The 13,400-nt window shown below is 53.9% G+C and carries 12 protein-coding genes; 7 read left to right on the top strand and 5 right to left on the bottom strand.

What is annotated here, in order from left to right:
- The first annotated feature begins 46 nt into the window (after positions 1–46).
- Positions 47–901 carry an AraC family transcriptional regulator gene (locus PA598K_RS26480; RefSeq protein ID WP_128659831.1) on the top strand — a complete coding sequence of 285 codons (855 nt, stop codon included), beginning with the start codon at positions 47–49 and terminating at the stop codon, positions 899–901.
- A 74-nt stretch (positions 902–975) separates the two neighbouring features.
- Here PA598K_RS26480 and PA598K_RS26475 read toward each other — a convergent pair whose 3' ends face one another.
- The gene (locus PA598K_RS26475) at positions 976–3,165 is read right to left on the bottom strand and encodes an alpha-galactosidase (protein WP_128659830.1); all 2,190 of its coding nucleotides are present in this window, start codon (positions 3,163–3,165) and stop codon (positions 976–978) included.
- Between the two features lie 224 nt (positions 3,166–3,389).
- Between PA598K_RS26475 and PA598K_RS26470 the strand changes: the two genes are divergently transcribed.
- Positions 3,390–4,379, top strand: a complete 990-nt coding sequence (locus tag PA598K_RS26470) for a Gfo/Idh/MocA family protein (RefSeq protein WP_128659829.1) — start codon at positions 3,390–3,392, stop codon at positions 4,377–4,379.
- Positions 4,380–4,391: 12 nt separating this feature from the next.
- Here the strand turns inward: PA598K_RS26470 and PA598K_RS26465 are convergent, their stop codons facing one another.
- The 4 genes from PA598K_RS26465 to PA598K_RS26450 form a co-directional block, all read right to left on the bottom strand.
- Entirely contained in the window at positions 4,392–5,834 is a 1,443-nt protein-coding gene (locus PA598K_RS26465) for a sulfatase family protein (RefSeq protein ID WP_128659828.1), read from the bottom strand.
- A gap of 30 nt (positions 5,835–5,864) precedes the next feature.
- Positions 5,865–6,692, bottom strand: a complete 828-nt coding sequence (locus PA598K_RS26460) for a carbohydrate ABC transporter permease (protein WP_128659835.1) — start codon at positions 6,690–6,692, stop codon at positions 5,865–5,867.
- 65 nt (positions 6,693–6,757) lie between these two features.
- Positions 6,758–7,651 carry a carbohydrate ABC transporter permease gene (locus PA598K_RS26455; protein ID WP_128659827.1) on the bottom strand — a complete coding sequence of 298 codons (894 nt, stop codon included), beginning with the start codon at positions 7,649–7,651 and terminating at the stop codon, positions 6,758–6,760.
- A gap of 70 nt (positions 7,652–7,721) precedes the next feature.
- A complete protein-coding gene (locus PA598K_RS26450) occupies positions 7,722–9,050 on the bottom strand; it encodes an ABC transporter substrate-binding protein (protein WP_260405627.1) in 1,329 nt (442 codons plus the stop codon).
- 149 nt (positions 9,051–9,199) lie between these two features.
- On the opposite strand from PA598K_RS26450, the gene PA598K_RS26445 reads away from it, so the two are divergent.
- The 5 genes from PA598K_RS26445 (at position 9,200) to PA598K_RS26430 (ending at position 13,334) form a co-directional block, all read left to right on the top strand.
- Complete coding sequence (locus PA598K_RS26445; RefSeq protein ID WP_221414182.1) at positions 9,200–10,696, top strand: sensor histidine kinase; 1,497 nt, start codon at positions 9,200–9,202, stop codon at positions 10,694–10,696.
- 37 nt (positions 10,697–10,733) lie between these two features.
- Positions 10,734–11,414 (top strand): response regulator transcription factor, encoded by a 681-nt coding sequence (locus tag PA598K_RS26440; protein WP_128659824.1) that lies wholly within the window; start codon positions 10,734–10,736, stop codon positions 11,412–11,414.
- 36 nt (positions 11,415–11,450) lie between these two features.
- Positions 11,451–11,612, top strand: a complete 162-nt coding sequence (locus PA598K_RS36540) for a hypothetical protein (protein WP_185602240.1) — start codon at positions 11,451–11,453, stop codon at positions 11,610–11,612.
- 6 nt (positions 11,613–11,618) lie between these two features.
- Positions 11,619–11,906, top strand: coding sequence for a hypothetical protein (locus tag PA598K_RS26435; RefSeq protein WP_128659823.1), 288 nt, complete (start codon positions 11,619–11,621; stop codon positions 11,904–11,906).
- A gap of 441 nt (positions 11,907–12,347) precedes the next feature.
- A complete protein-coding gene (locus PA598K_RS26430) occupies positions 12,348–13,334 on the top strand; it encodes a pectate lyase family protein (RefSeq protein ID WP_128659822.1) in 987 nt (328 codons plus the stop codon).
- The last annotated feature ends 66 nt before the right edge of the window (positions 13,335–13,400 follow it).

Raw genomic sequence — 13,400 nt, 5'->3', positions numbered from 1 at the left:
GGGATCGAATCTGTAGAAGCCCACTGTCCCGAAAGGAGCGCCACCGATGACCAACCCCGCGCTGCGGGAACAGACGATGTTCCCGGACCAGACGTTCCCGATCAATGTGTTCTTCACCCGCCATATCCCACCGCACTGGCATGACCATATCGAGTGGCTCTATGTCAAGTCCGGACGCGTCCAGGTGCAGCTCGACGGCGCCCGCTACGAGCTCGGTGAAGGCGAGCTGGCGATCGTCCACTCCCGTCAGCTCCATGCTGCGCATTCGCTGGCGCCCGACGCCGAAATGGTCTGTATCGTCTTCAACGAGGTGCTGGTGCGGACAGGCGGACTCGACAGCACGGAGATGGATTACTTCGCACCCTACTTCACCAACCGGATGCAGCTGCCGCAGCTGCTCGAGCAGGATAACCCGTTCACCTCCCCCGTCAGCCGGGCCTTCGACGCGCTGGTTGCCGAGCTCAAGGCCAAGCCGCCAGGCTTTGAGCTGTTCGTCAAGGCGGAGCTATACCGGATCTTCGGCCTGATGTTCCGCTACTCCAGGCAGCACGAAGAGCCCGGCGTCGCGCGTCCCCATCGGGACCACCCGTTCACCGAGCTCCTGCTCCATATCCGTCGGCACTATCATGAGCCGATCACCGTCGCCGATGCCGCCTCCCGGGTCAATCTCAGCCCCAACCACTTCTGCAAGCGGTTCAAGCAGCTGACCGGCACTACGCTGATCGACTATGTCCATCTGCTGCGCATCAACGAGGCGCATCGTCTGCTGCAGGAGTCGGACGCACCGGTCGCCTCCATCGCCGAGCAGGTCGGCTACACTAACCTCACCTACTTTGGCCGCATGTTCAAACGACTGAAGCGCACCACGCCGAGCGCCGTGCGGCGCGGTTCAGATGGCTAGCAGACTCCCTGCTCTGCTAGATACCTAACCAGGCCCGTTCGTATCGAACGGGCCTGGTCTGCGATTGTCTGACGTTATACCCGCTTGAAATGCCACATATGGCCCTGGTAGTCGCCGCGCAGCTCCGGCACCTGCAAGCCTGCGTACATCAGGTGGTCGCCGCCGAATACGCGGTCCTCGCCGACCAGAACGTAGTTGGCCTCCGGCAGCAGTCCCTTGAGTCGCAGCCAGGAGAGCGGCGGATTGGGCACAGCCAGCACGCGGAAGAAGAACGCTGCCGCCTCCGAGCCGTCCTCGGATACGAACATCCAGGCCGCCTCGTTGCCCTCGAACGGGCTGAGCAGACGGTAGAAATCGCCGAACTGGGTAAGCGGACGAAGCGCCTTGTACTGCTCGACCTGCGCCCGGACGATCGTTTTCTCCTGCTCCGTGAACTTCGTCAGATCAAGCTCGTAGCCAAAGTTGCCCGACATCGCCACCAGACCGCGCGTCTCCAGCGAAGCATTGCGATGGACCTGATGATTCGGAATCTCGGACACATGCGCGCCCATCGCGCTGATCGGATACACCATCGAGGTGCCGTACTGGATCTTGAGTCGGCTGACCGCGTCGGTATTGTCGCTCGTCCATGTCTGCGGCATATAATGTAGCATGCCGGGATCGAAGCGGCCGCCGCCGCCCGAGCAGCTCTCGAACAGGATATGCGGGAACTCGGTGATCAGTTGCTCCAGCACCCGATATAGTCCGAGCATGTAACGATGCGCAGTCTCGCGCTGCCGCTGCGGCGGCAATGCGGCCGAGCCGATCTCCGACATGTTGCGGTTCATATCCCACTTCACATAGGTAATCGGCGCGCTGCGGAGGATGTCGCTCACCATGGCGTACACCGTATCTGCCACCTCTGTGCGGGAGAAGTCGAGGATGAGCTGCCCCCGTCCTTCGGTCCTCCGGCGATCCGGCACATGGAGGCACCAGTCCGGGTGCTGGCGGTACAGGTCGCTGTCCGGCGATACCATCTCCGGCTCGAACCAGAGGCCGAACTGCATGTCCAGCGCCCGTACGCGATCGACCAGCTCTTCCAGCCCTCCCGGCAGCTTGGCGCGATCGACAACCCAGTCGCCGAGCGAGCTGGTGTCGTCGTTGCGTCGGCCGAACCATCCGTCGTCGAGCACGAACAGCTCGATGCCAAGCTCGCTGCCGGCCTTGGCGATCGCCTCGATCTTGTCGGCGTTGAAGTCGAAGTACGTCGCCTCCCAGTTGTTGACGAGGATCGGCCGACTCTTGTCGCGGAACTCGCCGCGGCACAGTCTCGTCCGATACAGCCGGTGGTAAGTACGCGACATGCCGCCGAGCCCATCAGCCGAGTAGACCATGACCGCCTCCGGCGTCTGGAATGTCTCGCCCGGCTCCAGCAGCCAGCTGAAGTCGAATGGATTGATCCCCATCGTCACCCGCGCCGTGCCGTACTGCTCGACCTCGACCTGCGCGACGAAGTTGCCGCTGTAGACGAAGCTGAAGCCGTAGACATCGCCATGATCCTCGTCTGCACCGTCTCGCACCAATGCTACGAACGGGTTATGGATATGACTGCTCGAGCCTCGACTGCTGCCGATGCTCTGGAGACCCGGCGTCAGTCTGCGCCGCTGTACCTGACGTTCATTGGCCCATGTCCCTGCCAGATGGAGCATCTCATAGTCGGAGGAGCGGAAGTCCACGCCCAGACTGAGCGCGCGCAGCAGCTTCAGCTCGCTGGCGCCTTCATTGGCAAAGCGGACCGAACGCGTCACCGCGTCATGACCCTCGAAGATCGTATAGAGCAGCGTAATCGCCAGCCCCGCCGTCTCGTCGAACAGCTCGAGCTCCAGTGTGTGCGCCTCGCCATCATGCTCGACATAGGTCGCGGGCAGTCCCTGCAGCTGCGGCTTGCCGGCATAGATACGATGGGTGCGGTAGACCGCCTCGGTGATCGTCGAGCCGTTAGGGAGCTGGACCTGGTAGGCCGGATGACGGAAATCGCTCGTCCCGTAGGCCGGGTACTCCAGCGGCAGCGTATCATACGAGAGGCTGCGGTCCTCTGGATACGGGTTGGGGGAGGAAGAGTTGCGCTCCACGCGGCGTAGCAGCTCAGGGAGCTGGCCTTCCCGGACATGGCGACCCCAGTACACATGTGCGGGCACCCCCGTCTCGACGAGCTGGAGCACATAGCTGACACGGTCGTTGCTCAGATGGAATAGACGCGTATCTTTATCATATTGAATCGGCATAGGAACCTCCTGATGGTCGAAGTTTAGAACCTGTTGAAGTTACGCTTCCATTATAGCGAGCAGCAGGCAGCCGGGCACATGGCGAAATGCGGCGGATATATGGAGAAATGTAGTTTTTCTTATGTAATCCAGCTTAAGCGCCGCCGTAAACGGAGCGCTTGTGGTAAAGTATTAGACAGGAATCGTCCTGGCATTCATGTTACCCGAAAGGAAGGTAAAATAATATGACCGTGACTACAGTAAAATGGGGCATCTTCGGTCCCGGCGGTATCTCCGCCAAGTTCGCAAAGGATCTGCGTCATGCAGAAGGCGCAGAGTTGCTCGCCGTAGGCGGCCGCAACGCCGACAAAGCCAATGCCTTCGCCGAAGCGCACCAGATCCCGCGAGCGTATGGAAGCCTCGAGGAGCTGGCGCAGGACCCGGATGTCCAGATCGTCTACATCGGCACCCTGCATACCGTACATAAGGATAACGCGCTCGTCCTGCTGCGCGCAGGCAAGGCGGTGCTCTGTGAGAAGCCGTTCACGATGAACGAAGCGGAGGCGGCGGAGCTGATCCAAGTTGCCCGAGAGAACAACGTCTTCCTGATGGAGGCGATGTGGACGCGCTTCCTGCCTCCGATCGTCCAGGTGCGCGAGTGGCTGGCCGAGGGACGAATCGGCGAGGTGCGGATGCTGAAGGCCGACTTTGGCTTCAATATCGGCTGGCAGCCGGACAGTCGGCTGCTCGACCCGGCCAAGGGTGGCGGCGCGCTGCTCGATGCCGGCATCTACCCCGTCTCCTTCGCCTCGATGATCTTCGGCGGCGAGCCGCAGTCGATCCAGAGCGTCGTCAGCATCGGTCAGACTGGCGTCGACGAGCACTTCTCGCTGCTCTTCGGCTATGAGGGCGGCCGTTCCGCCGTCCTGAACGCAGGCGTGCAGCTCGGGATGGTCGGCGACGCTTATATCTACGGGACCAAGGGCTATATCCACATCCCGAAATTCCTCTTCGGCAAGACGGCTTCGCTGCACGAGAACGGTCAAGAGCCCGTTCATTACGATGACGGCCGGGAGGAGCAAGGCTACAACTTCGAGGCTGAGGAAGCGATGCGAGCGATCCGCGAAGGCCGACTGGAGTCGGACATCATGCCGCTGGCCGAGACGCAGGCAATCATGGGCACGCTCGATGCGATCCGCACCCAGTGGGGACTGCGCTATGCGGCCGACCGATAACCCTGTCCCCGACTACAATCGAAAGCCGTCGCCTGTCATCCGGAGGTAATGAGCCAGAAGCTGTTCCAGCCGTTCGGACACCGCATGCTCCGAGGCGCTCTCGAGCCTGAGTGGGTGCAATTGATACGGGTCTTCCCGCAGGTCGTATAGCCATCTATCTACTTCGGCTTCAGGAGCATACCCGCGGTTGACTACGTATACATACGACATGGACCTTATCCCCCGCCAGCCAAAATCCAGATGGTTGAGGCCTGCCTTACGGAAGGCCTCAACCGCCGGAAGTCTTCCGGGGAAGGCGCTAATATAGCCCACTCGCCTATCCGCCTCCTCATCCCTGAATTGTAATGCTCCGTTCTCCGAAGGATGACGCATATGGATGGCCAAAGAATCGCCCTGTACTGTGCCCGGCACCTCCATCTCCAGAAGCTCCAGCAGAGTTGGCATGATATCTACTGTATTGAGGACCACATCCGTCCTGCCACTCCGAATGCCCTTGGGCCAGCGAACCATAAACGGCACGCCGATAGACTCCTCGTGCCAGGCATGCTTGGCCATCATGCCGTGCGAGCCGAGCAGCTCCCCGTGATCGGAGGTCAGGACGACGATGGTATCCTCTGCGATCCCTGACGCCTCAAGCTGCCTCAGCAGACGACCGAACTGCTCGTCGATACCGCTTATAGCGGCATAATAATCGCGCGCGTATTGTTGCCAGGCTGCCTCCCCTCCAGCGATATATTCGCCGGTATGGACAAGGAAGGGATCTGTCGGCACCATATTTCCGCGTTTTGACAGCTCTCGATCTTGATACAGCTGCTTGTACTTCTCCGGGACGAGCTCAAACGGGCTATGCGGCGGATTCCAGGATAGGAACAGGGAGAATGGCTGCTCCGAGCTGGCATGCCTTTGGATGTATTCCAGTGCCTTGTCCGTCTCATGTTGCACAGACCACGCATCAATATCGATCATCTCGGAAGAATCCTGCCAGTAATGCGGCGCCAGATGATCGTCGTGCGTGCCATACGAATACCAATAATCGAAACCAAACCTTCGCGGACCCGGCGGCGTGTAGGCGTCCCAGTCCCTGGCCCCGGACAACGGCTGCTCCGACACGTTTTGTTCCGGGAGATCCAGATGCCACTTGCCAATATAACCCGTGGCGTAGCCTCCCGATCTGAGAACCTCCGCAATGCCTGTCTCTTCAGGAGAGAGCATAACGGGCAACCCTGTCTTGCAGTTCGTATAGACGCCGGTAGAGAAGGCATATTTGCCTGTCATAAGCGCCGACCGATGCGGCGAGCATAGCGGGGTGCAACTGATTGCCTGCGTGAACATCAACGCTTCGTCCGCGAACTCGTCGATGTGCGGGGTCCATACCGGATCCTCCTTCATCAAGCCCACAGCCTGACGACGCCACTGATCGGCGAATACATACAATAGATTGGGTCTGCGCTGCATAGCTATTCCTCCTCGCATAACTTGGTTCGACTAGCCCTTCACTCCAGAGCCGACAACCCCCTTGACAAAGTAATCCTGCGCGGCAACGAAGACAAGCAAGGTCGGGATGATCGAGGACACCGCTGCCGCCATCAAAAGCGCGTACTGCGTATTGTATTGTCCGATGAAATGCTGCATCCCCAATTGGAGCGTAAACAAGTGATCCGAGGTCAAATAGATCAGCGGTCCGAGAAAGTCGTTCCACGTATGCATGAAAGAGAAAATAACGAGCGTCGCTATCGCCGGCTTGGTCAGCGGCAAAACGATCCTCACATAGATGCCAAACTCAGAAAGACCGTCGATGCGCGCCGCCTCGAGCAATTCGTCAGGAATCGATAAAAAAAACTGACGGAACAGAAAGACGCCAAACGGGTTTACGATGCCTAGCAAAATAAGCGACCAGTGGGAATCGACAAGACCCATATTTTTAAACATAATAAATTGCGGAATCATCATCACCTGGTAAGGAATCATCATCGTCATTAAGTAGAGAAAAAACATGCCGTCTCGCTCTGGGAAGCGAATCTTCGAAAAGGCATAGCCCGCCATCGAGCATGTGACGAGCAAAAAGGCCACTGTAATAACAACCAGCTTGATGGTGTTCAAATAATAAAGATGAAACGGAATTTGCGTCCATACATCGACATAATTGCTCCAATACACATGCTCGGGAAACCACTTGATCGGAAATCCGAAGATGTCGCTGTCCGCTTTAAGCGAGGCTGATATCATCCATAGAAAGGGCAACACCATAGACAACGAAGTCAAAAACAGTACAAGATACAGGAACGCGTGCTTGAGTTTTTTTTGCTTCTTCATGGACAATCCGGCACTTGATGCGGCCCGCTCCACGGCAAGCCCCCCTTTCAGTGCTAATAAGCAAGTCAGTAATTCACCCATTTCTTCTGTCCAACAAACTGCACGTACGAGAACACAAGGATGACCAGGAACAAAACATAAGCCATCGCAGAAGCGTAACCAAAATCAAATTGCTTGAAGGCTACATTGTAAATCGTATAGACGAGCACTTGCGTGGAGCGTCCCGGCCCCCCCTCGGTTAGCACATAGATCAGGTCGAATACCTTAAACGAATTAATGACTCCGATAATGACTGTGAAGAAAATGACCGGCGTCAGCGAAGGCAGTGTAATGCGAAAAAACTTCTGTACCGCCCCAGCTCCATCAAGCGAGGCCGCTTCGTATAGATGATCGGGAATGCCTTGCAGCCCAGCCAAATACAACACCATGTAGTAGCCAATCGAATGCCAGATGTAGACGAGCATGACCGATAGCAGCGCCCAGGCCGTTGAGGAGAACCAGCCCGGCGGATCTGAGAGCCCAAGGCTGCGAAGCATGCCATTGACAGGTCCCATCGACGGATTCAACATAAGCTGCCATACGACTGCTACAGCAATCGTAGCCGTAACATAGGGGAGGAAGACAGCCGTGCGGAACAACTTAAGAAACTTGACCCCGGCGTTCAGCCATACGGCGATCAACAAAGCGGCGAATAGCGTAACAGGCACCGAGACGACAGTAAAGATCATGCTATTGACAAAGGAAATCTTGAAATTGTCATCCTCGAAAAGCTTCATATAGTTAGCGAAACCGATGAATTCGAAAGAGCCAAAGCCATTCCAGTTGCTAAAGCTCATCAAAAAGGAGGCGATTACCGGTATAACTATGAATAAGACAAAGCCAATCAGATTCGGCAGTAAAAAGCAGTAGCCGACGAGCCGGTTGCGCTGCGAGATCGTAAGCGGTTTGTTGCGCAGCATCTTGAAGTCACTCCTTTATGGAGAGGCGAACCAGCCGTTTTCATGCCGAGATCGCCCCTGTTTCCGATGGTTACTGTCCGACCTTGAACTGCTCCGAGTAAATACTGGCCCATTCCTTTTCTACGCGCTCAGCGATTCTCTGAACCGCTTCCTCGGGCGTCTGCTCACCGATGAATGCAAGCTCCCCCTCTTGCTTAAAGATATTGTTAACCAGAATGTTTTTTACCCCTGGCAGCATCGGATATTCCGGATACTCCTTCGTCTCGCTGAAGTAGCTCAAGTGCTCGGGACGACGGCTGCCATCCCCAAGGTAAGCCGTCTTGACATCCTCGTTGATAAAGCCGGTCAGATAACCGCGGGAGGCGAAGATTTGCGCTCCCTTCGGGCCGGTCATATACTCGATAAAAGTATAGGCCTCTTCTTTATGCTTGGAATTTTTGTTGATCATAAGCGAGACTGGCAACGCTAGCGTCGTATTGCTCTCTACGCCTTCCGGATGCGGTACCGGCACGACGTCCCAGTCGAAACTGATTTTCCCTTCGTCCTCCGCTTTGCGCAGTTGAGCAACATGCCAGTCGCCAATCAGGTTCATGGCTATATTACCTTTTTGGAACGCTGCATTATAATGAGCTCCTGTCGCAATTTGCTCCGACCACTTCATGACGGAGCCGTCCGATTCCAGGTCCAGTCTGAATTGCAAGGCCTGCTTGAAGGGCTCAAGATCTTTATCTATAATAGTTGCACCAGATTGAACACCCTGCATATACCAGGTTTGCGGCCATTGCTGGAGATACGCGCCATAGATCTTGTTCTCCCCGCTACCGCTCGTTACTTGCTTGGCCAGTCCCCGGAACTCATCCCACGTCAGGTCTTCACTCGGGTACGGTACATTTAATTGATTAAAGATATCCTTGTTGTAGTAGAGCATCCAGTTGGATTTGCGATAAGGCAGTCCGTAGGACTGACCATTTACTTTCATGCCCTCGTACATCTCCCCAAAACCGGATACATCTGTGCCGTGCTGCTTGATCAACTCATCTAGCGGTTCGATAATGCCGGTATCGATCATGGAGTCCAGAACCCCGCCGAACAGGTCGTATTCCACACCTGCAGAGAGTTGGATTCTGAGCTTTTCATAATACTGATTGGCAGGAAAAGAGATGAACTCCACCTTGATGTTGGGATGCTCCTTGGAGAATGATTCATAGGCTGCCTTGAACGCCTCCTCGTCATCCGGCAATACTGGCACCGTAAAATTTACGGCGCTTTCCACTTGATTACCAGTCGTCGGAGACTCCTCCGAAACCCCGAGGTTTGAGCTTGTACCATTCGAGGAACAGGCGGCAAGTAAACCTGCCAAAAGCGTAAATGATACCATTGCAGAAGCCTTTGTTTTCAATTTACAATCCCCCTTGCACATGTTATAATCCCTTACAATTGCAATTATAAACTTGGATTCGAATCAAAATAAGTGGAAACATTTATACCCTTTCCACGGATTATTTTTTACCCCTTCACGATTTCATCTTGTCATTCGGAGCGAATATGATGATCTATTTATCTCTGATTCTGATTTTGTATGCGCTTGCGATGACGTACACCCGATTAAAAAACGTCTCCACATTGTATCTGTATATGATGATCGCAAGCTGGCTCGTTTCTTTTTTTTCATATCTGTTTTATTTGAGCAACTTTAACGTTTACTTTATCGCTATCCGTGAGTTTTATAACTTTAGCCCAGGCTCCTGGAACCGTCTTGTACTGGAAAACTTTGATTCTATGCTGCTTATTCGCCTTCTTAACGGGTCGATTCTGTTGTTTTGTTTTTCCTTCCTCATGTTCTCGGTTTCGTTTACTCTGAGTCGGCACAAGGTCAGATTCTACATGTACGCGGTGTTTATTCTTGGCTTCGTAGTGCAGTTCATTTTTTATGACCCTTACTTGAATCTGGGGCTTCAAAACTTCTTTCACAACAAAGGTTACGAATATGGTAAATTATATCACTCGATAAGTAACAATCTAGACAGGTTCTTTCTTCTTTTTAAGTATGTGACGATGTCTCTTTCTTTTTTTATTCTTCTTCATTACCTCGTGCAAAACTATAAGGTCCGTTTCATTCGACGATATACAATTTATCATATGATGTGCTTGCTCCCTATCGCAGCTATCCATTGGATGATGTTCTCCTGGGCTCCCGACTTGCTTGTAAAGGCGACTTTTATACCGGATCACCCGAATTTTTTAATGCCTCAAATTAAAAATTTGGCGCTCCGGCTCAATATTGTTCCCATCTTATCGTTCATAGCCTTGGGAGCCATGATCTTCACGTTTTCTCGCTATAAGACACTCGAGCAACTTGACCATAACGCTAATGAAGACATCGTCAAAAAAATGCGAACCGCCTCCCTGGGAGTCAAAGCCTTTACCCATTCTGTAAAAAACCACCTGCTCGCCATTCGATCCGAAGCGGAATTTTTGCGAGAGAAGCTTGCAGACGATCCAGAAGCGTTATACAGCTTGAAATTGATCCTAAACTCATGCGCTGACTCCTATGAAATGATTGACAACGCTTCGGACAAGTTGAGCACGATCTCGCTCAAGCTAACTGTGTGTCGGCTCCATGTCCCGGTCGAAGCAGCGCTTGCCAAGCTAACCTCGGCTGAGCAGGCCGTCCCTATCGAAGTCATTCGATTATCCAAAAACAAGGTCCGAATGGACCAGAAGCATATAACGGAGGTATGCTACAACATCATGATTAACGCCATTGAAGCGCTAAGGGGAAGGAGTAATGGGCAAATAACGATCCGAATTGAGGATCAGGACACCTGGGGGTGCATTGCCATCGCCGATAACGGCCCCGGTATTGCTCCCGAACATAAACACGACGTCTTTTCCCCCTTCTTTACTACGAAATCAACCTCTACCAATTGGGGAGTTGGCCTCTCATATTGCCACAAAATCGTAACCGCTCACGATGGAAAAATCGAGCTGGGGGATGCGGAAGGCAACGGCACGGTATTTAAAATCTTTTTGCCTCTTACCTGACCGAAAACGACAAAGAGCATTTTAGGAGGTCGAATGAATGGAACGTATCAAAATTACGATTGCAGACGATATGGAAGCTCATCGCCGCCGCCTAGAGCGCATCATCGGGACGCAGATGAATTTCGAGTTGCTCGATTCTCTCGAGAGTGGCGCTGCTACTGTAAACAGCGTCTGCCGGCGACAGCCCGATATACTGTTGACCGATATTGAGATGGAAACCAGATTCGCAGGGATCGATGCGTCGAAGGCTGTTCACTCGATGTACCCCGACATTAAAATTATCGTGCTTACTGTACATGAGGATGATAATATCGTCTATGCAGCCTTCCAGAACGGCATCGTCGATTATCTCATAAAATCCGCCACGCCAGACGAGATTATAGCCGGTATCCGCTCTGCTTACCTGGACGATTCGCCGATCCGCCCGATGATCGCGCGTAAGCTGCGAAGCGAGATGGTCCGAGTAAAAAATAACGAATCTGTCGTGATGGCTTTGCTGAACATCGTATCCAGCCTGACGCCGAGTCAACTGGAAATTTTGAAGCTGCTCTGCCAACACAAAAGCAGACAACAAATTGCCGAGCTGCGTTCTGTCGAGGTCGAGACCATCAAAAAGCAAATTAATGGCATTCTCAAAAAATTCAATATGTCACGTACGTCGGAGGTTGTAAAAAAGCTGAATGAGATGAATCTGTTCGACATCGCTGGCCACTTGTAATAAACTCATCGTAAAACGGCAACAAGGAGCACTTACATGGAATATATCCAACGGGGCATCACCGGCTTCGCAGACCCCGGTCGGCGGCTTTCGCCGCTGCATGCCAATACATTTTTGGCCTTCATCTACACGCTGTCGTCAGACCGATTCGTACTCACCTGGGAGGACATCGACCTGACCGGCAAAAATTATTACTAGTTTCTGATGCGCTATGGCGAGGAGGAGTGGAGCTTCTTCCTCAATGCCTACTATCCGCTGGCTGCGATCCGTCGCGAATCACCCAAAAGCGACTTCGGTTACCTCGGAGTGGACGAGTTGTCCCAATTATCACCTGAGTCAGCAACGCCCGACTACACGCTGCTCACCCGCGAACAGCTGGAGGAGCGTCTGACGCCGCAGGTCATGGCCCGCCTCGATGCCGCCGAGGTGAAGCAGGCCCGCTATTGGCAGCCGCAAACCGTGGAGGATCTTATTTTCAATAATTGGGATTAAACAGATAGACGGGACGAAGGCTGAGCCTTCGTCCCGTCTCTTTATACAGCTGTCACCCGTCTGTCACTGGCGGGCTCGCTCCTGCCTACGCAAACCGCTACTCTACCGTCTGCCGCAGCCTCCTCGTAACCTCAATAATCATTAGCTCAGCTTCAAGCGATACCACCGAAAAACCATCTCTGAGAACGGATAGTTATGAGCCAATGATCGCCTGTGTCATGTGGCAAAATCATGTAAATATGGGCATCTGATGAAATGATTATTGGCGTTACTTATTCCACATGTTACCATTTTATCGTGAAAGGAGGCATGCGAATGAAGCAGCGTACCAGCCGTTCAGCATGACATAACACCAAGGGAGGAACGAAACGTAAGCGCTATCAAGGAAGTGTTCTCCGCACTCTGAGCACCGCCCAAATGAATAGAAAAGGATGTGTATTGATGCGAAAAAACTTGTCCTTTGTCCTGATCGTTGCTCTGGTCTCGTCTCTGATGGCTATCTTGCCTGCGTCTGCCGCCCCCGACTTCTCCATGAAGGGCTTCGCCACGTTCGGCGGAGGCACCACTGGCGGCAATGGCGGGACGACCGTCACGGTAAGCTCCGGCAATCAGCTGCTGCAGGCGCTCGCCAACAAACCGGCGAATACGCCTCTGAAGATCTACGTCAACGGCACGATTACGCCGGGCAACACCAACGCTACCAAAATCGACATCAAGGACGTCAACAATGTCTCCATCCTCGGCGTCGGCACGAATGGCGTGTTCCGGGGCATCGGCATTAAAATCTGGCGCGCCAACAACATCATTATTCGCAATGTAAAAATCCATGAAGTGAACATCGGCGACAAGGACGCGATCAGCATCGAAGGGCCTGCCCGCAACATCTGGATCGACCACAACGAGCTGCACCACAGTCTGAATGTGGACAAGGATTACTACGATGGCCTGTTCGACGTCAAGCGCGACGCCTACAACATCACCTTCTCCTGGAACTACGTTCACGACGCCTGGAAATCGATGCTGATGGGCTCCTCCGACACCGATAATTATCAGCGCAATATTACGTTCCATCATAACTGGTTCCGCAACCTGAACTCCCGCGTCCCTAGCTTCCGGTTTGGCGAAGGCCATCTGTACAACAATTACTTCGACAACGTTCTTGAGAGCGGCATCAACTCCCGGATGGGGGCGCGTCTAAGAGTGGATAACAATGTATTCGAAAACGCAGTCAACCCGATCGGCTCCTGGTACAGCAGCCAAATCGGATACTGGCATGTCTCTGGCAACCAGTACATCAACAGCAGCGGCAGCATGCCGACGAGCTCGACGGTTAATTATACGCCGGGATACAGCTATACGCTGACGCCTACCAATCAGGTCAAACAGATGGTTATGCAATACGCCGGGGTCGGCAAGGTGAACCCGTAGCTGTAAGCTTTTCACTTCCATAGGCCATCCGTGCGCTGCCCGTAGCGGCGCGCGGATGGTTTTTTC

It is taken from the genome of Paenibacillus sp. 598K (genome assembly GCF_003851045.1).
GTDB lineage: Bacteria > Bacillota > Bacilli > Paenibacillales > Paenibacillaceae > Paenibacillus_D.
This window is presented reverse-complemented; position numbering and strand designations above follow the sequence as displayed.

Coding starts and splice junctions, on each gene's coding strand:
- PA598K_RS26480 (WP_128659831.1), top strand. CDS start 47: ATGACCAACCCCGCGCTGCGGGAACAGACGATGTTCCCGGACCAGACG.
- PA598K_RS26475 (WP_128659830.1), bottom strand. CDS start 3,165: ATGCCGATTCAATATGATAAAGATACGCGTCTATTCCATCTGAGCAAC.
- PA598K_RS26470 (WP_128659829.1), top strand. CDS start 3,390: ATGACCGTGACTACAGTAAAATGGGGCATCTTCGGTCCCGGCGGTATC.
- PA598K_RS26465 (WP_128659828.1), bottom strand. CDS start 5,834: ATGCAGCGCAGACCCAATCTATTGTATGTATTCGCCGATCAGTGGCGT.
- PA598K_RS26460 (WP_128659835.1), bottom strand. CDS start 6,692: ATGAAGAAGCAAAAAAAACTCAAGCACGCGTTCCTGTATCTTGTACTG.
- PA598K_RS26455 (WP_128659827.1), bottom strand. CDS start 7,651: ATGCTGCGCAACAAACCGCTTACGATCTCGCAGCGCAACCGGCTCGTC.
- PA598K_RS26445 (WP_221414182.1), top strand. CDS start 9,200: ATGATCTATTTATCTCTGATTCTGATTTTGTATGCGCTTGCGATGACG.
- PA598K_RS26440 (WP_128659824.1), top strand. CDS start 10,734: ATGGAACGTATCAAAATTACGATTGCAGACGATATGGAAGCTCATCGC.
- PA598K_RS36540 (WP_185602240.1), top strand. CDS start 11,451: ATGGAATATATCCAACGGGGCATCACCGGCTTCGCAGACCCCGGTCGG.
- PA598K_RS26435 (WP_128659823.1), top strand. CDS start 11,619: ATGCGCTATGGCGAGGAGGAGTGGAGCTTCTTCCTCAATGCCTACTAT.
- PA598K_RS26430 (WP_128659822.1), top strand. CDS start 12,348: ATGCGAAAAAACTTGTCCTTTGTCCTGATCGTTGCTCTGGTCTCGTCT.